12 protein-coding genes are annotated in these 17,704 nt (G+C 33.9%); 8 read left to right on the top strand and 4 right to left on the bottom strand.

Annotation, left to right across the window (positions count from 1 at the left end; genetic code table 11):
- The 4 genes from LV842_RS15290 to LV842_RS15275 all read right to left on the bottom strand — a co-directional run.
- Window positions 1-207: GDP-mannose 4,6-dehydratase (locus LV842_RS15290; RefSeq protein WP_233112068.1), on the bottom strand; the 207-nt coding region annotated here is incomplete at its 3' end.
- Window positions 204-1,466, bottom strand: a complete 1,263-nt coding sequence (locus LV842_RS15285) for a hypothetical protein (protein ID WP_233112297.1) — start codon at window positions 1,464-1,466, stop codon at window positions 204-206. The genes LV842_RS15290 and LV842_RS15285, both read right to left, overlap by 4 nt.
- A gap of 1 nt (window position 1,467) precedes the next feature.
- Window positions 1,468-2,388, bottom strand: coding sequence for a glycosyltransferase family 2 protein (locus LV842_RS15280; protein ID WP_233112296.1), 921 nt, complete (start codon window positions 2,386-2,388; stop codon window positions 1,468-1,470).
- 73 nt (window positions 2,389-2,461) lie between these two features.
- Window positions 2,462-3,781 (bottom strand): UDP-glucose dehydrogenase family protein, encoded by a 1,320-nt coding sequence (locus LV842_RS15275; protein WP_233112295.1) that lies wholly within the window; start codon window positions 3,779-3,781, stop codon window positions 2,462-2,464.
- 226 nt (window positions 3,782-4,007) lie between these two features.
- Between LV842_RS15275 and rimP the strand changes: the two genes are divergently transcribed.
- The 8 genes from rimP (at window position 4,008) to bshC (ending at window position 17,678) form a co-directional block, all read left to right on the top strand.
- Window positions 4,008-4,475, top strand: coding sequence for a ribosome assembly cofactor RimP (gene rimP / locus LV842_RS15270; protein ID WP_233112294.1), 468 nt, complete (start codon window positions 4,008-4,010; stop codon window positions 4,473-4,475).
- A 17-nt stretch (window positions 4,476-4,492) separates the two neighbouring features.
- Window positions 4,493-5,728, top strand: coding sequence for a transcription termination factor NusA (gene nusA / locus LV842_RS15265; RefSeq protein WP_233112293.1), 1,236 nt, complete (start codon window positions 4,493-4,495; stop codon window positions 5,726-5,728).
- An 80-nt stretch (window positions 5,729-5,808) separates the two neighbouring features.
- Window positions 5,809-8,805, top strand: coding sequence for a translation initiation factor IF-2 (gene infB / locus LV842_RS15260; RefSeq protein ID WP_233112292.1), 2,997 nt, complete (start codon window positions 5,809-5,811; stop codon window positions 8,803-8,805).
- 307 nt (window positions 8,806-9,112) lie between these two features.
- Window positions 9,113-11,932, top strand: a complete 2,820-nt coding sequence (locus LV842_RS15255; RefSeq protein ID WP_233112291.1) for a SusC/RagA family TonB-linked outer membrane protein — start codon at window positions 9,113-9,115, stop codon at window positions 11,930-11,932.
- An 11-nt stretch (window positions 11,933-11,943) separates the two neighbouring features.
- Window positions 11,944-13,341, top strand: coding sequence for a RagB/SusD family nutrient uptake outer membrane protein (locus tag LV842_RS15250; protein WP_233112290.1), 1,398 nt, complete (start codon window positions 11,944-11,946; stop codon window positions 13,339-13,341).
- A gap of 76 nt (window positions 13,342-13,417) precedes the next feature.
- On the top strand, window positions 13,418-14,095 hold the full coding sequence (locus LV842_RS15245) for a hypothetical protein (RefSeq protein ID WP_233112289.1): 678 nt from the start codon (window positions 13,418-13,420) through the stop codon (window positions 14,093-14,095).
- Between the two features lie 44 nt (window positions 14,096-14,139).
- Window positions 14,140-16,077, top strand: a complete 1,938-nt coding sequence (locus LV842_RS15240) for a putative porin (RefSeq protein ID WP_233112288.1) — start codon at window positions 14,140-14,142, stop codon at window positions 16,075-16,077.
- Window positions 16,078-16,091: 14 nt separating this feature from the next.
- Window positions 16,092-17,678 (top strand): bacillithiol biosynthesis cysteine-adding enzyme BshC, encoded by a 1,587-nt coding sequence (gene bshC, locus LV842_RS15235; protein ID WP_233112287.1) that lies wholly within the window; start codon window positions 16,092-16,094, stop codon window positions 17,676-17,678.
- Window positions 17,679-17,704: the final 26 nt, after the last annotated feature.

The following is a 17,704-nucleotide window of genomic DNA, read 5'->3' as shown; positions in this document are numbered from 1 at the left end:
TGCTCTTAATTCTTCTGGTTTTGTAATGTCTGCTTTTTCGAAAACATAATTGGGTTCATTCTCAATGTCTTTCAGATTTTCAAGGTTTCCGGCATACGTCAAAGCATCAAGATTGATGATGGTAGTTTCCGGATTGTTTTTTACAAATTCTCTCACAACATGAGAACCGATAAAGCCGGCACCACCGGTAATAATTATATTTTTCATTGTAATGTTTTCAAAAAGGAATTTAGCGTCAAAGATATTAAAAGTATTATTAAAATAAGAAACGGACAATACCAAATAAAGAAATCTATATGTTTATGAATATGTGCATGCTGTTGAAACAAGATGAACCAACTGAAAGGCGCTAAAATGGAAAACCAGGTTGTGAAAATCAGTTTTCTGTCAATGTTTTTTATGTATAAATAAATTGAGCATACAATTCCTAACAATATAATTGCTGCAAACGGTATTTTCGTCAATGTAAAATCTTCATTAATGAAGGAATTTCCTAAATATCGGGTAATAATATCTAAATGAAACTTTTTTAATAGGATTAAATAATGTTGGCTTGGGTCATAAAAATAGTCACTGCTTGATCTCCGGGTAAAAGCATCTTGAAGATGATGAATTCCGGTTTGGATATTTCCTGTTAAAAGGTTGAACTGATACAGTAAAAACCCAATGTTAATAAGTAACGGAACAATTAAAATAATGAAATGTCTCCAAATGAAATTCCGGTAAAATGAAACTTTATTTTCAAAAAAATAGTAGAGGTAAGGAATTGAGGACGTGATTAAAAAAACAGTAACAAATTCAAATCCGGTAAACCAAAATTTTAAGAAGAACAAGAATGAAAAAACGAGGAGGTATTTCTTGAAATCTGGGTTTTTATTCCTTTCAAAAAATAGAAGACCATATACAAAAGGAAGGAAGTATACCCAATTGCACCACCAACTGCTTTTTCCATATAAAAATAGCCAATAATTAGGCAGGAGAAGTAGAAAAGTAATGAGTGAAACCGTAAAATTAAATTTCTTACTAATCCAATAAAGAAACAGTGTTAATAAAATACTTAATGAAAGAGAATTAAAGATTCTGAAAAACTCAATATTGATTGCATTATCAAGTCCGAAAGCTTTATCAAATAAACTGTACAGAATTGCCTGACCTCCAATTTGTGTTTTGTACGGATCATAAGCTGTTTTCTTTGGAACTTCGTTGTGAATGTACTTTTCGTAAACCTGCTTTCCGACTACAGATCTTCCGTTTCCGCTGTCTTTAAAATAATAGGTTCCGGTGAATCCACCGTCATCCATAATCTTTCCGTGCTCGGAATTCATGAGTTTCCCAATGACAAGGGTTTCTGATTCTTCAATTTTGCTATATTCAAACTTTTCTTTAGGAATAAGATGAAAGGTATTGAACTGGGTGTTCAAAAAGAAAAGCAGTGCAAAAAGTGAAAACCAGAATGCTTTTTTCATGCTAGTTGGTGTTGTTGTATCGTACTTTGAAATTCTTTTTATCAATAATGCTGATGTTATCCAAAATTAATCCAGTTGCAAGGGAAAGTATGGAGACAATGATGAGCATGATCGAAAAAATTAATGTCGGAACTTTGTATACGTATTGATATTCAAAATATTCTCTGATAGGGATGATCATAAAAAGAATGCCTATAACGAAGAGAATGATAGAAACCATTCCGAAAAATAAAAGAGGTTTGTAAAGTCTTACAAGATTGAAAAAAAGCTTGATCACCTTAAATCCGTCGGTAAATGTGTTCAGCTTTGAAACGCTGCCTTCCGGTCTGTCACGGTAATTGATGGAATATTCTTCTATGGTAAGCCCGTAATGCAAAGCATAAATGGAAAGATCGGTTTCCAATTCAAATCCTTTAATGGAGCTCGCATAGTTTTTAACAAATTTTCTTGAAAAAATTCTGTAGCCTGAAAGGATATCTTTAAGCTCTGAACCAAAGAAAATATTGATGAGATTTCGCACAAGATTGTTGCCAAAATTATGGAATGCCCTTTTGTTTTCTTTCTTATAGCTGTTATTAGAAAGCCGGTCTCCGACAAGCATGTCACATTTGTTTTCGGTGAACTGCTGTACCATTTCACGAATGCATTCTACAGGATAAGTATCGTCACCGTCGATCATGATGTAAAGATCCGCATCGATTTCCCTAAACATTCTGAAGACAACATTGGCTTTTCCCTGTTTTTTTTCATTTCCGATAAAGGCGCCTGTTTTGGTGGCAATCTCTACGGTTTCATCTTTTGAATTATTATCGTAAACAAAAATTTCCGCCTCAGGAATATGCTGCTGAAAATCCTTAACCACTTTTTCAATGGTTAAAGCTTCGTTGTAGCAGGGAACAAGAACTGCTATTTTAGAATTCATCTGTGCTGATATTTTGTTAGTTTTAAGGTGTTGATTCGTAAAATAATTTTAAGAATTAACACCTTATATATCTTTACGGTTTTGTATTTACCGTTTTTCTTCCTATACTTTTATAATAAAAACCATGCTGTTCAGGAATTTCCAATGGATACATATTTCTTCCGTCGAAAATAACCTTGTTTTTCATTTTTTCGCCCATCAGATTGAAGTTCGGATTTTTAAATTCCGGCCATTCTGTAGCAATAAATAAAGCATCTGCATTTTCAAGTGCGTCATACATTGTTTTTGCATATTCGATTTTGTTGCCCAGTACTTTTTGTACATTTTTTTCGGCAACGGAATCATAAGCAACAATTTTTGCTCCTTTTTTAAGTAAAAGTTCAATATTGTCTAGTGAAGATGCTTCTCTAATATCATCTGTATTAGCTTTGAAGGCAAGTCCCCATAAAGCGATGGTTTTCCCTTCAATATTTCCCCCGAAATATTTTTCGATCTCGGAAACCAAAATTACCTTCTGAGAAATGTTGACATTTTCTGTGGCTTCAAGGATTTGAAAATTAAATTCCTCCTCTTTTCCGGATTTAATTAAAGCTTTTACATCTTTCGGGAAACAGCTTCCTCCATACCCAATTCCTGGAAATAAAAAGCGGTGTCCGATTCTGTCGTCACTCCCCATTCCAAGACGTACCTTATCAACATCAGCGCCTACTTTCTCACAGTAATTAGCAATCTCATTCATGAAAGTGATTTTTACCGCTAAAAATGAATTGGCTGCATATTTTGTAAGCTCAGAAGACTTTTCATCCATGAAAATAATAGGAATCCCGGTATTGGTGAATGGCTGATAGATTTTTGCCATAACCTCTTTTGCCTTTTCCGAACTTGATCCTACAACAACTCTCGCAGGATTCATTGAATCTTCAACAGCAAAACCTTCACGCAAAAATTCAGGATTAGAAACGACATCAAAAGGAAGATTGGTTTTTGTTGCAATAACATTTCTTACTTTATCCGCTGTTCCTACCGGTACTGTACTTTTATTAACAATGACTTTGTATTCGGTCATCATTTCGCCAATAGAATTGGCAACCTGCAATACATAAGAAAGATCTGCAGAGCCGTCTTCGCCAGGAGGTGTCGGCAAAGCAAGATAGATGACTTCACTTTTATCTAGTGCTTCCTTTAAATTGGTAGTAAAAAATAAACGTTCTGCCTGTATATTTCTAAGGAACATTTCCTCGAGATTCGGTTCGTAGATAGGAACGATGCCGTTTTTCATTCCCTCAACTTTCTTTTCATCAATATCAACGCAGTAAACCGAATTTCCCAATTCTGCAAGTGTAGTTCCTGTTACCAAGCCTACATATCCTGTTCCTACTATTGTAATATTCAAAGTATATGTTTTTAATAATTCATGACAAAAATAGTAAAAATACTTTCACGGTTTCCGATAATTACGATTTGCTCCTTTGTTCAGAGGTAATAAAGCTTATTGATCTGATTATTAGACTAATTTGTATTTTTAGTAAAAAAGTCTTATATTTGCAAAAGATTTACGGAAAAAATAATGGGAAGGCTTCTAAGGAAAGCCTTTTTTCGTACAGTAAATCATAAGAATTATGGAGTTTAGAAAAAGAATTGAAGAATTATTAAATGATTTCCTTGAGACCAGAAAGGATTTGTTTTTGGTAGATTTAAAAATTTCTGCAGGAGACGATATTACGGTGATTTTGGATGGTGATAATGGGGTTTCTCTTCAGGATTGTCTGGATGCAAGCCGCGCCATAGAGTTTAATATGGATCGTGAAGAACATGATTTTAGTTTGCAGGTAATGTCTGCGGGTTTGAGTGAGCCGTTGGTAACACCTCGACAATTTGCAAAAAATATTGGAAGAGATATTGATATTTTATTGAATGACTCTTCTAAAATTGAAGGTGAACTGGCAAAAGTAGATGAAGAAAAAATTACTTTGGTCCTACGTTACCGCAAACCGAAAGATATTGGTAAAGGTAAAGTAGATGTAGAGGAGGAAAAGGAAATTCCTTACTCTGAGATTAAGAAAGCTTTAGTAGTAATTAAATTTTAAATAAGAAAAAAAGATAAATGGATAATATAGCGTTGATTGAATCCTTTGGTGATTTTAAAGACGAAAAAGGGATCAGTAAGATCGATCTGATGGCAATTATTGAAGATTCTCTTAAGACTCTTTTGAGAAAAAGATATGATTCTGATGATCATTTTGATGTAATTGTAAACCCTGATAAAGGAGATTTTCAGATATTTTTAAATAAAACAATCGTTGAAGATGAAATGTCTGAAGATGATGATCTTGAAATCGAAATCTCTGAAGCAAAGAAAATCGATCCAACCTTTGAAGTAGGAGAAGATTTTACAATGGAGATTCCTGTAGCTCAATTGGGAAGAAGAAATATTCTTACCCTGAAGCAGATTTTGGCTACGAAACTTCAGGAGCATAACAATGCAATGCTTTACGAGCAGTTTAGAGATAAGATCGGAGAGATTGTGGTAGGAGAAATTCACCATATCCGTCACAAACATGTAATTCTTTTGGATGATGAAGGAAACGAATTTATCCTTCCTAAAGAAAACCAAATCCCTTCAGATTTCTTTAAAAAAGGTGAAAACATCAGAGCTATTGTAGAAACAGTAGATTTTAAAGGTTCAAAGCCGCAAATTATTATTTCCAGAACTGCACCAAAATTCCTAGAGAAATTATTGGAGCTGGAAATCCCTGAAATCCAGGACGGAACGATTATGCTGAAAAAGGTAGTGAGAATTCCTGGTGAAAAGGCGAAAATTGCAGTAGATGCTTATGACGACAGAATAGATCCGGTAGGAGCATGTGTGGGTGTGAAGGGATCAAGAATTCACGGAGTTGTAAGAGAGTTGAAAAATGAGAACATCGATGTGATTCAGTGGTCTAAAAACCCTGAGATTTTGGTAAAAAGAGCTTTAGGAAATGTTACCATCAATAAAATTGACATCAATGAGAATGCGAACTACGCGTTGGTTTACACTCCTGTTGAAGAGATTTCTAAAGTGATTGGAAAACAAGGACAGAATATCAGACTGGCTTCTTGGTTGTCCGGATATGAAATCGATGTATACAGAGAGTCTAGTGAAGATGATGATGTTGAATTGAGAGAATTTAATGACGACATCGAACAATGGATTTTGGATGAGTTTAAGAAAGTAGGTCTTACAACTGCTAAATCGGTGTTGGATAAAGATACTGAAAGTCTTCTGAATATGGTAGATCTTGAAGAGGAAACGATTGAAGATGTGAAGCGTGTTCTTAGAGAAGAATTTGAAGATTAAGATTTTGTAAATAAATTTTAATAAACAGTAAAATAAGAAATACTTTAATTTTAAGAATTAAAAAACAGTAAAAATAATAAATGCCAAAAATTAGATTAAATAAAGCGGTTAAGGAATTCAACATTTCGATGTCCAGATTAGTAGAGTTTTTACAATCAAAGGGTATTGAAGTTGAAAGCAATCCTAACGCTCAATTGGAAGAAGCGGCATATTCTGCATTGGAGGCTGAGTTTGCCAAAGACGGTGAACAACGTAAGGCTTCCCATGAGGTGGTAATCACAAAAGTTCCGGAAGAAAAGCTGGAAATTGAAGAGAAGAAAACCCCTGAAGTAATAAGAGCTAAAGCTAATAAACCAGAAACTAAAATTTTAGGTAAAATAGATCTAGAATCTAGTAAGCCTGAAGTGGAAGAGGCTCCTGTTGTTCCTGTGGCAGCAGTGGAAGAAAAGAAAGAAGAGGTTGTTGTACGTGAAGAGGAAGTAGAAGTGAAAGCTGCTCCTGCTGAAAAACAAGAATTCAAAGTTTTAGATAAAATTGATTTATCACAAATTGAATCTAGAAATAGACCTGTAAAAAAAGATAAACCAAAAGTGGAGGAGAAAAAAGCAGAGGAAAAGCCTGTTGAGGAAAAACCAGCAGCACCGGTAAAAGAAATTCCAAAGCCTGTTGTAAAAGAGGCTCCACAAAAAGTTGCAGAGGTGAAAGAAGAACCGAAAAAATCTGAGGAAGAAAGCCAAAACCAAGAACCTCAAAAAATTGAAACGGTCTATCAAAAACTAGATGGTCCTAAAATTGTTGGTGAAAAAATTGACTTGACTCAATTTGCACCAAAAACAGGTCCTGGAGCTAAAAAGAAAAGAAAAAGGATTGAAAAACCTGGAGGAAATAATAACCAACAGGGAGGTAACAATCAACAAGGCGGAAATAACAACCAAGGAGGAGGTCAAGGAAACCGTCCTCAAGGACAAGGTGGTCAAGGAAACCGTCCTCAAGGGCAAGGTGGTCAGGGAAATCGTCCACAAGGTCAGGGAGGTCAAGGTGGAAACCGTTTTGGAAACAATAATCAAGGAAACCGTCCGCCAGGTCAAGGAGGGCAAGGTGGAAACAGAGGAGGTTTCAACAGAGGAGGACAAAACAACAGACCTGGGCAAAGAACTATGCCTGTTGAATTAACCGACGAGCAAGTTAAAAACCAAATCAAGGAAACCCTTGAAAAATTAACGAATAAAGGAGGAAAGTCTAAATCTGCTAAACACAGAAAAGATAAGAGAAATTTCCGTAGAGAACAAGATGAGCGTCAGCAAGAGCTTGATGCGCAGGACAGAACATTAAAGGTTACTGAATTCATCACTGTTGGTGAATTGGCAAGCTTAATGAATGTTTCTCCAACGGAAGTGATTTCTGCTTGTTTCTCTTTAGGTGTTATGGTTACAATGAACCAGAGACTTGAAGCTGATACTTTATTGTTGGTTGCAGACGAATTTGGATACAAAATTGAATTCTCAGATGCGGATCTTGAAGATACAGATTCTGAAGAAGATATTGATACTGAAGAAAGCTTATTGCCTAGAGCACCAATTGTGACGGTAATGGGACACGTTGACCACGGTAAAACTTCATTGCTGGATTACGTAAGAAAAACTAACGTTATTGCAGGTGAATCCGGAGGAATTACTCAGCATATCGGTGCATATAATGTGAAATTGGAGAACGGTCAAAGAATTACATTCTTAGATACACCAGGTCACGAAGCCTTTACCGCCATGAGAGCGAGAGGAGCACAGGTTACCGATATCGCAATTATCGTAATTGCTGCCGATGATGACGTGATGCCTCAAACAAAAGAAGCTATTTCTCACGCACAAGCTGCGGGAGTTCCGATGATTATTGCTATCAACAAAGTGGATAAGCCGAATGCAAATCCGGATAATATCCGTCAGCAACTTTCGGGAATGAATATCTTGGTAGAAGAATGGGGAGGAAATGTTCAGGCTCAGGAAATTTCAGCTAAGTTTGGTAATAATGTAGACGTGTTATTGGAAAAAGTTTTATTACAGGCTGAAATGCTTGAACTAAAAGCAAATCCTGAGCGTGCTGCAAACGGAGTTGTCATTGAAGCTTCTTTAGATAAAGGTAGAGGATATGTTGCAACGATGTTGGTGCAAACAGGTACATTGAGAGTTGGTGATTATGTTGTAGCAGGAAAAAATCACGGTAAAGTAAAAGCATTACTTGATGAAAGAGGGAAGAATCTTACAGAAGCAGGGCCTTCTATTCCGGCAACGATTTTAGGTTTAGACGGAGCGCCTACAGCAGGTGATAAATTCCGTGTTTATGCTGATGAAAGTGAAGGTAAAGCTATCGCAAATAAGAGAGAGCAGCTTCAGAGAGAACTTTCGATCAGAACTAAAAAACATACTACGCTTGAAGAATTAGGTAGACGTATTGCTTTAGGTGAATTCAAAGAATTGAATATTATCCTTAAAGGTGATGTGGATGGTTCTGTAGAAGCACTTTCTGATCAGTTACAGAGACTTTCAACAGAAGAAATCAGTGTGAACATTCTTCACTCTGGTGTTGGACAGATTACAGAATCAGATATCAACCTAGCTGCTGCATCGGATGCGATTATTATCGGATTTAACGTAAGAGCGGGTGCAAACGCAAAAGATCTTGCAGATCGTGAAGAGATTGAAATCAGAACTTATTCTGTTATCTATAAAGCTATCGATGAGGTAAAAGAGGCGATGGAAGGAATGCTTTCTCCGGAAATTCAGGAGCAAGTAATTGGTAATGTTGAAATCCGTGAGGTATTCAAAATTTCTAAAGTGGGAACTATCGCAGGATGTATGGTTCTTACAGGAAAAGTTACCAGAAATTCTAAAGTACGTTTGTTAAGAGATGGTATCGTGAAATTCGACGGAGAACTGGAAAGTTTGAAACGTTTCAAAGATGACGTAAAAGAAGTTACCAAAGGCTATGAATGTGGATTGAACCTGAAAGGATATAATGATATCGAGCAAGGTGATATTCTTGAGGTGTATGAAGAGGTAGCAGTGAAGAAGAAACTGAAATAACTCTACTTTTTTGATATAAAAATTAAAGCCACTTTATTATAAAGTGGCTTTTTTATTTTTTTTGTCTAATTTATAATAATTCTAAACAAATATTGTCTTGCTATCAAAAAAATGTTAAACATAATTTATATGTGAGATTTTTTATAAACAACTTTAAAATTAAAATTTATTTTCTAATATGTTGTTTTTAGCATAATTATATATAATATTAAAAGTAAGTTCTAGTATTTTTTATATAAGTTAAAAAATTGGATATGTTAATATTTATTAACATATTTGCGTTTCTTAAATATTAAAATTTGTTAATATGAATGTTAAATTACGTGTATTAACGGCTGGAGTTTTGTTTTTTACAGGACAGGCTGTGATTGCTCAGAAAGCAAAGAAAGATACTGCTACGAAAGAGCAGCAGATTGAGGAAGTTGTAATGGTGGGATTTGGGCAGAAAAAAACTGTAAAAGAAATCACAGGGGCAACAAGTACAATGACAGCAAAATCTATTGAAGACGTACCAGTTGCTTCAGTAGATAAAATGCTACAGGGAAGAGTGACGGGTGTACAAACAGGAAGTGCATCTGGTCAACCAGGGGGATTTGCTAATGTAAGGGTTCGTGGAATTTCTTCAATTAATGGTGTGACTTCTCCAATTTATATTTTAGATGGAGTTAGAATTGCTAATGGAGACTTAACTACAGCTAGTACAACAGCCAATATTTTGGCTAACTTAAATCCAGATGATGTTGAGAGTATTACCGTATTAAAAGATGCTGTTTCTACGGCTGTTTATGGTGCAGATGCAGGTGCTGGGGTTATAGTAATTACTACAAAATCAGGTAAAAAAGGTAAAGCTAAATTTAATTTCTCTTTTAATTCTGGTTTCAATCAGCAGGCAGTAGATGGGTATAGAGGATATACTACTGATGAGTACAAGACTTATTTAAGAACGCAAGTAAATAATTATCTTGGAACAAACTATACAAATGAACAAATAGCTGGAGGTGCTGTAAATTCAACATTTACTGGTATATTTAATTCTCCGTATAGTACAGATTGGCAGGATATTGTAAGAAAAGATGGTTATCAACAAAATGCTGATTTTAGCATGTCTGGAGGTAATGATAAATTTACATATTATGCATCTGCAAATATGTTTGACCAAAACAGTATCATTAAGAATTCTTTTTTCAAAAGATTGTCTTATACTACAAAGTTAACATATCAGGCAACTGACAAATTGAAAATAAGTTCAGATTTCCAGATTTCACATGGTAAAACAAGAACATTAACTGATGGAGGAGCATTTTCAAACCCAATGCTAGCTCAGTATTTTAATAGACCAAGTGATCCTGCATATAATAACGATGGATCTTGGTATTGGATTCCTTCGACAAAAAGACTGAGCAATGGACAGTTCAATCCAGGATACTTGCTTGAAAACAATTATGTACAGGCAGGAACTTTAAGGGCTTTTGCTAATTTAAGTGCGGAGTATAAAATCCTAAAAAACTTAACTTACAGATTTGTTTTTTCACCTGAATATATAAATGTAGAAGAAGATACGTATTGGAATCCAGTACATGGTGATGGTAATAACTACGGAGGGTACCAAAGAACATCTAATAATAGATATTTCAATTTCAACATACAGAATATTTTAGATTATTCAGTTAAATTCGGAATGCACAACTTAGGGGCTTCATTTATTCAAGAAGCTTATAAGTCAGATAGAAAATTCTTAAGTGCAACAGGAATTACTGTAGGAAACCCAACACTTGAAACTCTTTCAAACTTTGTTGTTCCTTATGGATATGAAGGAAGCAAACTTATATCTTCAAGATATGGGTACGCAGTTACTGGTCACTATGATTATGATAAATTAATTTTAGTTGACGGATCTTATAGACGAGATGTATTGTCTCAATTTTTACCAGGCAAAAAAGCAGGTAATTTCTGGTCTTTAGGATTAGGAGTAGATTTAGCTAGAATTAATTTTGTAAAAGATATTGATGCTATTTCTATGGTTAAATTTAGAGCTTCTTATGGTAAATTAGGAAATCAGGTAACTGCTAATCCATTTGCTCTTTATTCATACACAACAAACTATAATGATTTTGCAGCAGCTACATATTCTGGAATGTTAAATCCTAACCTATCTTGGGAAACTGTTAATCCTCTAAATATTGGATTAGATTTAGGGTTCTTTAGAGATAGAGTAAGAGTAACAGCTGAATATTATAACAAGAAAACGAAGGATTTGATTTATAATCTTCCATTATCTGGTGCTCAAGGATTAACATCTTATGTGGATAATATTGGTAGTTTAGTAAACAAAGGTTTCGAATTTGCTGTGAATGCAGATATTTTTAAAGGTGGTAGAGATCAATTCAACTGGTCAGTTGGTGCGAATTTATCAACTTTAAAGAATGAAGTTACAGAGTTATATGGTGGAACTGTAAATACATCAACAACAACATTAAGAGTAGGAGAAGGTGTACGTACATTTTACTTAAGAAAATGGGCTGGCGTTGATCCTAAAAATGGAGATCCATTATGGTATTTGAATGGAGTTGATGGTGAAACTACTAATGACTATAATAAAGCTCAGCAAGCTGTTCAGGGATCTTTCCTTAGTGATGTTTTTGGAGGCTTTAATACAAGTTTAGCATACAAAGGCTTTAATTTAGATCTTCAGTTTACTTACGGATTCGGTGGGAAAATTTTTGACAACTGGTCTCAGTATACATTCAGTGATGGTCAATACAGTATTAACTATCCTGGTTATGGAGATGTTATGGGTGATTATTGGACTCCGGAAAACCCTAATGCTTCGAATCCAAAACCAGTATATGGAGGAAATAAACTTTCAAATAGAGCTTCTACTAGATTTTTATATGATGCTGATTTCATTAGATTAAGTAATGCAAGTTTTGGTTACACATTTGCAGGAGATATTCTGAAAGGATCAGGTTTGAATAGTGTAAAAGTATATGTTATGGCAAACAACGCTTGGACTCATATGTTTGATGATAGACTTAAATTTGATCCCGAAACGAACATTTCAGGGAATACTAACTTAAGTTTACCAGTATTGAAGACTTATCTATTTGGTGTTAACATTAACTTTTAAAAAAGAAAAAAATGAATAAATTTATAAAAATAGGATTACTGTCATTAGGGGTTGCTACAAGTACTATTGCATGCTCTGATGACTTTGTGGAGAGAGAGTTTTATCAGGATGTTGAACAAGCGCCATTACAAACTACTCAAGAAATGCAGGCTTTTGTTAGAGGTGTATATTCCTCAATGAGAGCTACCTCATATTATGGAGCTGATTTTTTAGCTTTCTCAGAAGTAAGATCTGACGAAATGTATAGTACATTAGCAGGTGGTTATTATCAAAATGTGTATAATTACACAATGTTGTCCAATGATCCATATACTGTAACGACTTATAATCAGATTTATACTGCAGTTGCAAAAGCAAACACTGTTATCAATACAGACTTAGCAGGGATTCAAGGGACTTCTCAAGATAAAGCTTATGCAAAGTTTGCTCAAGGTCAGGCTTATGGATTAAGAGCAATAGCTTTTTTTGATGCTTACAGATTATATGGTCAAAAATATATTCCAAGTGGAACATTGGGAATTGTCTTACCTTTAAAATTTGATCCGAAAGCTTTAATGCCAAGAGCAACAATAGCACAAACAGAAGCGCAAATCGATGCAGATTTTACAAAGGCATTACAAGTAATGACAGCTACTGATGCTGCAAACTATAGCTCGGAAAGTAATAAAACAGAACTTTCGGTAAATGCATTAAAAGGTATGATGTCGAGATATTACCTATATAAGGGTGATTATGCTAAAGTACGTTCATTAACAACAGAATTATATGGTAAATATACTGTAGCAAGTGCAGCGCTTTTACAAACTACATTTAATTTTGTAATGAATGGAGCGGCACCTAACTCTATATTTGAGTTGGCAGTTGGGACTAATGCATCATTATCAACAGGTTCTTACAGACAGAGACTTAATCCACTAGGATATGCTAATATTGCTGTTTCTCCAGCAGCCTTCAATTCGTATACAGCAAGTGATATTAGAAAAAACCTAATCACAACTTCAGGAGGTGTAAGATATATATCGAATAATAACGGTACTGGAAAATATACCAATACAGTTGGTGCGGATAATATTAGAATGCTACGTTATGAAGAAATTTTGTTGAATGGTGTTGAAGCTGAGTTAAATGGTGGTAGCGCAACAAAAGCTCGTGATTATTATAATGAAATTATAACAAATAGAGGATTAACAGCTGTTGCATCAGTAGATATGCAAATGCTTAAGGATGAGAGAAGAAGGGAGCTTTTAGGTGAAGGTTTAAGACAGTGGGATTTAAGAAGATGGGGAGATGCGGTTCCAAGACCTGCAGGTGCTAGTACAGATCAGAGGCTAAATGCCTTCCCAATTCCAAGGGGAGAAACTGATTTAGCGAACTCACCGATTGTGTCTAATCCAGGATATGATAATTAATAATTAGTTTATATAAACTAAAGCCACTTCTTTTAGAAGTGGCTTTTTATTTTTACATTTGTTTAAAATATTCTTTATGAAAAAAATAATTTTAGCTTTATTTGGTTTTATGTCTTTACTGACGAATGCTCAAGTCGGTAACGAAAATATCTCTTATTCTACAGGGAATTTTTTTATGAAAGCTAATAGACCTTCTACAAAAGAATACACTGTTGATGGTAATCCGTATAGCAATGGAGATCAGTTCAATAAAGTGATTATAAAAGATTATAGTAAAAATGTTCAGGATCTTCGATACAATGCGTATGAAGATGAAATGGAATTTAAAAATGGGGATGAATTGTTTTATGCAAACAAGGAAAATAATCTTAAAATACAATTTCCTACATTAAATAAGACATACAAATGTTTTAACTATAATTATGATGGCAAATTTAAATTAGGGTATTTAGTTGTTCTGGTAGATAGTCCAAAATATTCCTTTTTTAAAAGAGAAAAAGTAGAATTATTGAGAGGAGAGAAAAGTCCCAATGCTTATTCTAAAGATGCTAATGATTATTACGCTAAAGAAAAGGATCTATATTTAGTTTCAAAAAATAATACATTATTCAAATTTCCTAAAAATATTGGAGAGGCCTCAGAATTCTTCTCAGTAGATAAAAAAGAATTGGAAAACTTTGCGAAAACAAATAAAATTAATTTTAATAAAGAAGCTGACTTAATAAAGCTGGTTGAGTTTATTAATCAGCATTAATTATTAAAAAAAACATATGTATTTTTGTAACTCAAAATTATATAATGAAATACATATTTCTTATCATACTCTTTCTGGGTCTTACAACTCAAGCTCAAATAGTAAATAATAAAGATAAAAATCAAGCTCCCCAAAAAGAAGGAGACACTTTAATTGTTGATTCCGGGAAAAAAGATTCTTTGAAAATCTTTAAACCTACCATTAATGATTATTTGTATCAAAAACAGTATGCTGAAAAGAAGACTTTTGATACGGTGATGACGTTTGATAAAACGAATGTTTTTTCACAATACAATAATAGAGATAATTTTGGAAAAGCTCAGCTTGCGAATATAGGTTCCGGATTCAATCCATTGTCTTATGAAGTAAATGCTGAACAAAATCTTGCGCTGCTTCCAACAAACAAATCGTATGGTATTTTAGGTGTTGAGGATATTCATTACTATGATGTAAAAACTCCGACTGCAACATTTGTTTATCATAACGCAATGAAAAACGGTGCAGCTCTGAAATCTACATATACCCAAAATATTGGGAAGCGATTTAATTTTGCATTAGAATATATGGGGCTTCGTTCCCAAGGACTTTACAGAAATTCATTAGCAGCGAACAATAATACTTTGTTTTCAGGACATTATGTGTCTAAAAAAGGAAACTATGAATTATTTGCCCATTACTTGCACCAGAATGTAAATAATCAGGAAAACGGAGGAATTGCTATTGACAGTGTATTTCAAAATGGAGATAGTAACTCCAGCAATAGGCAGAATGTTCAGGTTAATTTAGCAACTTCGAGCTCTCAGTTTTCTTATAGAAGATATTATTTGACCCATCAGTTAACTCCATTTAATTCTGAGAAATTTCCGTTTAAAATAAGACATACAATTTCTCATCAGGGAAATAAATATTATTACGGACAGACTGCTTTAGAGTCTTACTGGTATAGCCTTCCTGCAGAGACCATCACTGGAGCACAATATGTTTCAAAAAAATATTCGGATAATTTCAGCAACACATTCAGTTTGGTTTTTGATAACGAAAAGTTTAAACTTGATGCGGGAGTTCGCTATCAAATGTTGAAATTTGGAACTTCGGACATCTCATTGGAAGACTTAGTAATTCCAACTGAGCTTAAAGAAAACAGAATTGGAGCAGTAGGGAATTTACAAGTTAAATTATTAGATAAAATTCAATTGAATTCATTTTTGGAGTTTTCCAATGGAAGCCAGTTTGGAACGTATCTTAAAACAACGAATAATTTAAAATTTGAACCGGTAAAAGATTACTTTGTCAATGCAAAAGTAAATTTCCAAAGTGTGTATCCGTCTTTCAATTATCTGTTGAATACTTCTGTCTATAAAAAGTTTAATTACTACCTTCAGGATGCTAAAAATCAAACGGTGACAGAGATTGGAGGAAATATTAATTTAAAATGGTTCAAAACAGAATTATTTGTCAATTATTTTAGAATTGATAATTATACCTACTTTGACAATACCGCAAAACCCAGACAAAGCGATAGCTCTCTGAATATTTCTCAAATCGGAGGTGATGCTACCTTTAGCTATGGTAAATTCCATTTAAATACAAGATTGCAGTTCCAAAATACACTTACGAATAAAGAACTGTTGCCAATGCCAAGTTTTATTGGGCGAGCGAATTTATTTTATCAGGCAAAAGCGTTCAATAAAGCAGCTGAAGTTCAGATGGGAATTAAAGCCTATTATTTCTCTGAATTTGCTTCAAGAGAATACTTCCCAATACTTAACGAATATATTTTACCGACAGCCAACGCATTTTCGATTGGAGGGCAGCCTATGATTGACGTTTACTTTAATATGAAAGTGAAAAAAATGTTCTTTTTTATAGAAGGGCAGCAAGTTGGGACTCTTCTGTCACATAATAAAGCTTATGCGTTTACACATTATCCAACCTATGATTTTAGATTGAATATTGGAATCGTATGGTATTTGTTCAACTAAAATTTACACCAAAGTTGAAAACTATTAATAAAATATCATTTCAAGATATACAAAGTATTCCTCAATTAGTAAAAGATTTTTTGAATCAGAATATTGAGGGTTTTGAAAATAAAACATTTTCTATTGAGAATTTTCGTCAACAGATTCATCTTAAGAATTCATCATTTTCATTAGAAAAAAGAAAAAACTTAGTTAATGTACTGGAACAACAGCTTGCAGATCTTAAGCTTTCTTCAAAGCAAAAAGAGAATGTAGAAAGTTTAAAACTTCCGAATACATTTACTATTACAACCGGTCATCAGTTGAACCTGTTCTCTGGTCCTGCTTTTTTTGTCTATAAAATTTTACAGACCGTAAAAACCTGTGCCTATTTAAAAGAAAATTTTCCGGATTTTAATTTTGTTCCGGTGTATTGGATGGCTTCGGAAGATCACGATTTTGCGGAGATTAACCATTTTAAAACAGAAGCTGATTATTATGAAATCAATGAAAAATCCGGTGGTGCGGTAGGGAGAATTCATATTAATGATACTTCTTTCATTTTAGAATTTGAAAAAGAATTTAAAGATTCTATTTTCGGAACGGAGCTGATTTTAATGTTAAAAGAATCCTATAAAGTAGGAAATACCTTAACCGATGCGATCAAAATTTTGGTCAACCGATTGTTTTCAGAATTCGGATTGTTGATTGTAGATGGAGATTCAAAAGAACTTAAAACTCAGGTTAAGGAAATTTTTAAAGATGAGCTTCTTAATTTTGGCTTACACAAAACGTCAAAAGAAAAAGTTGATTTTCTGACTGGGAAATACGGAAAAGTACAGGTAAATCCTCGTGAAATTAATTTGTTTTATCTTTCGGAAACCAGAGACAGGATTGATTTTGACGGTCAGAAATATAATATTGTAGATAAAAACAAATCATTTACAGAAGAAGAAATTCTAAGTGAGTTGGAAAATTCTCCTGAAAAATTTAGTCCGAATGCATTGATGCGCCCGGTTTATCAGGAATGTGTTTTGCCCAACTTAGCATACATCGGAGGAAATGCTGAAATCATGTATTGGTTGGAACTGAAAGATTATTTTGCCAAAATAAACATCCCTTTCCCTATTTTGATCCCGAGAAACTCTATGTTGTTTTTAAAAGAAAAAACATTGGGGAAAATTCAAAAGTTGGATCTTAAAATTGAAGATTTTTTTGAAAACTTCACCACGATTATCAATCATAAAATAATTGCAGATAATAGTATTCTGAAACTCTTGGATGAAAAAGAAAACCTATTGGTTACTAATTTTTCTGAATTAAAAGCTGTTGCAGAAACTACAGAAAAATCTTTTGGAAATATGGTGAAAGCAGAAGAAGTGAGGCAGTTGAAATCCTTCAACAGAATGAAAAAACGCCTTCTTCATGCAGAAAAAATAAAGCAAAACGAATTACTGGAAAGACTGGAAAATCTATTTCTGGATGTACATCCTTCCAAAAACTGGCAGGAAAGAGTATACAACTTTAGTGTATTTTTTGCTGACTTTGGATATTCGTGGCTTGAAACTTGTTTAGAAGAAATGGTGGTTCAGGAATCCAAATTGATTATTGTTGCCATTTAATTTTAAAGAAGTATTTTTGTAAATAA

The organism is Chryseobacterium gwangjuense, from assembly GCF_021311115.1.
GTDB classification, from domain to species: domain Bacteria; phylum Bacteroidota; class Bacteroidia; order Flavobacteriales; family Weeksellaceae; genus Chryseobacterium; species Chryseobacterium gwangjuense.
This window is presented reverse-complemented; position numbering and strand designations above follow the sequence as displayed.

Excerpts from the sequence above, each read along its gene's own strand:
- LV842_RS15285 (WP_233112297.1), bottom strand. The coding sequence starts at position 1,466 with ATGAAAAAAGCATTCTGGTTTTCACTTTTTGCACTGCTTTTCTTTTTG.
- LV842_RS15280 (WP_233112296.1), bottom strand. The coding sequence starts at position 2,388 with ATGAATTCTAAAATAGCAGTTCTTGTTCCCTGCTACAACGAAGCTTTA.
- rimP (WP_233112294.1), top strand. The coding sequence starts at position 4,008 with ATGGAGTTTAGAAAAAGAATTGAAGAATTATTAAATGATTTCCTTGAG.
- nusA (WP_233112293.1), top strand. The coding sequence starts at position 4,493 with ATGGATAATATAGCGTTGATTGAATCCTTTGGTGATTTTAAAGACGAA.
- infB (WP_233112292.1), top strand. The coding sequence starts at position 5,809 with ATGCCAAAAATTAGATTAAATAAAGCGGTTAAGGAATTCAACATTTCG.
- LV842_RS15255 (WP_233112291.1), top strand. The coding sequence starts at position 9,113 with ATGAATGTTAAATTACGTGTATTAACGGCTGGAGTTTTGTTTTTTACA.
- LV842_RS15250 (WP_233112290.1), top strand. The coding sequence starts at position 11,944 with ATGAATAAATTTATAAAAATAGGATTACTGTCATTAGGGGTTGCTACA.
- LV842_RS15245 (WP_233112289.1), top strand. The coding sequence starts at position 13,418 with ATGAAAAAAATAATTTTAGCTTTATTTGGTTTTATGTCTTTACTGACG.
- LV842_RS15240 (WP_233112288.1), top strand. The coding sequence starts at position 14,140 with ATGAAATACATATTTCTTATCATACTCTTTCTGGGTCTTACAACTCAA.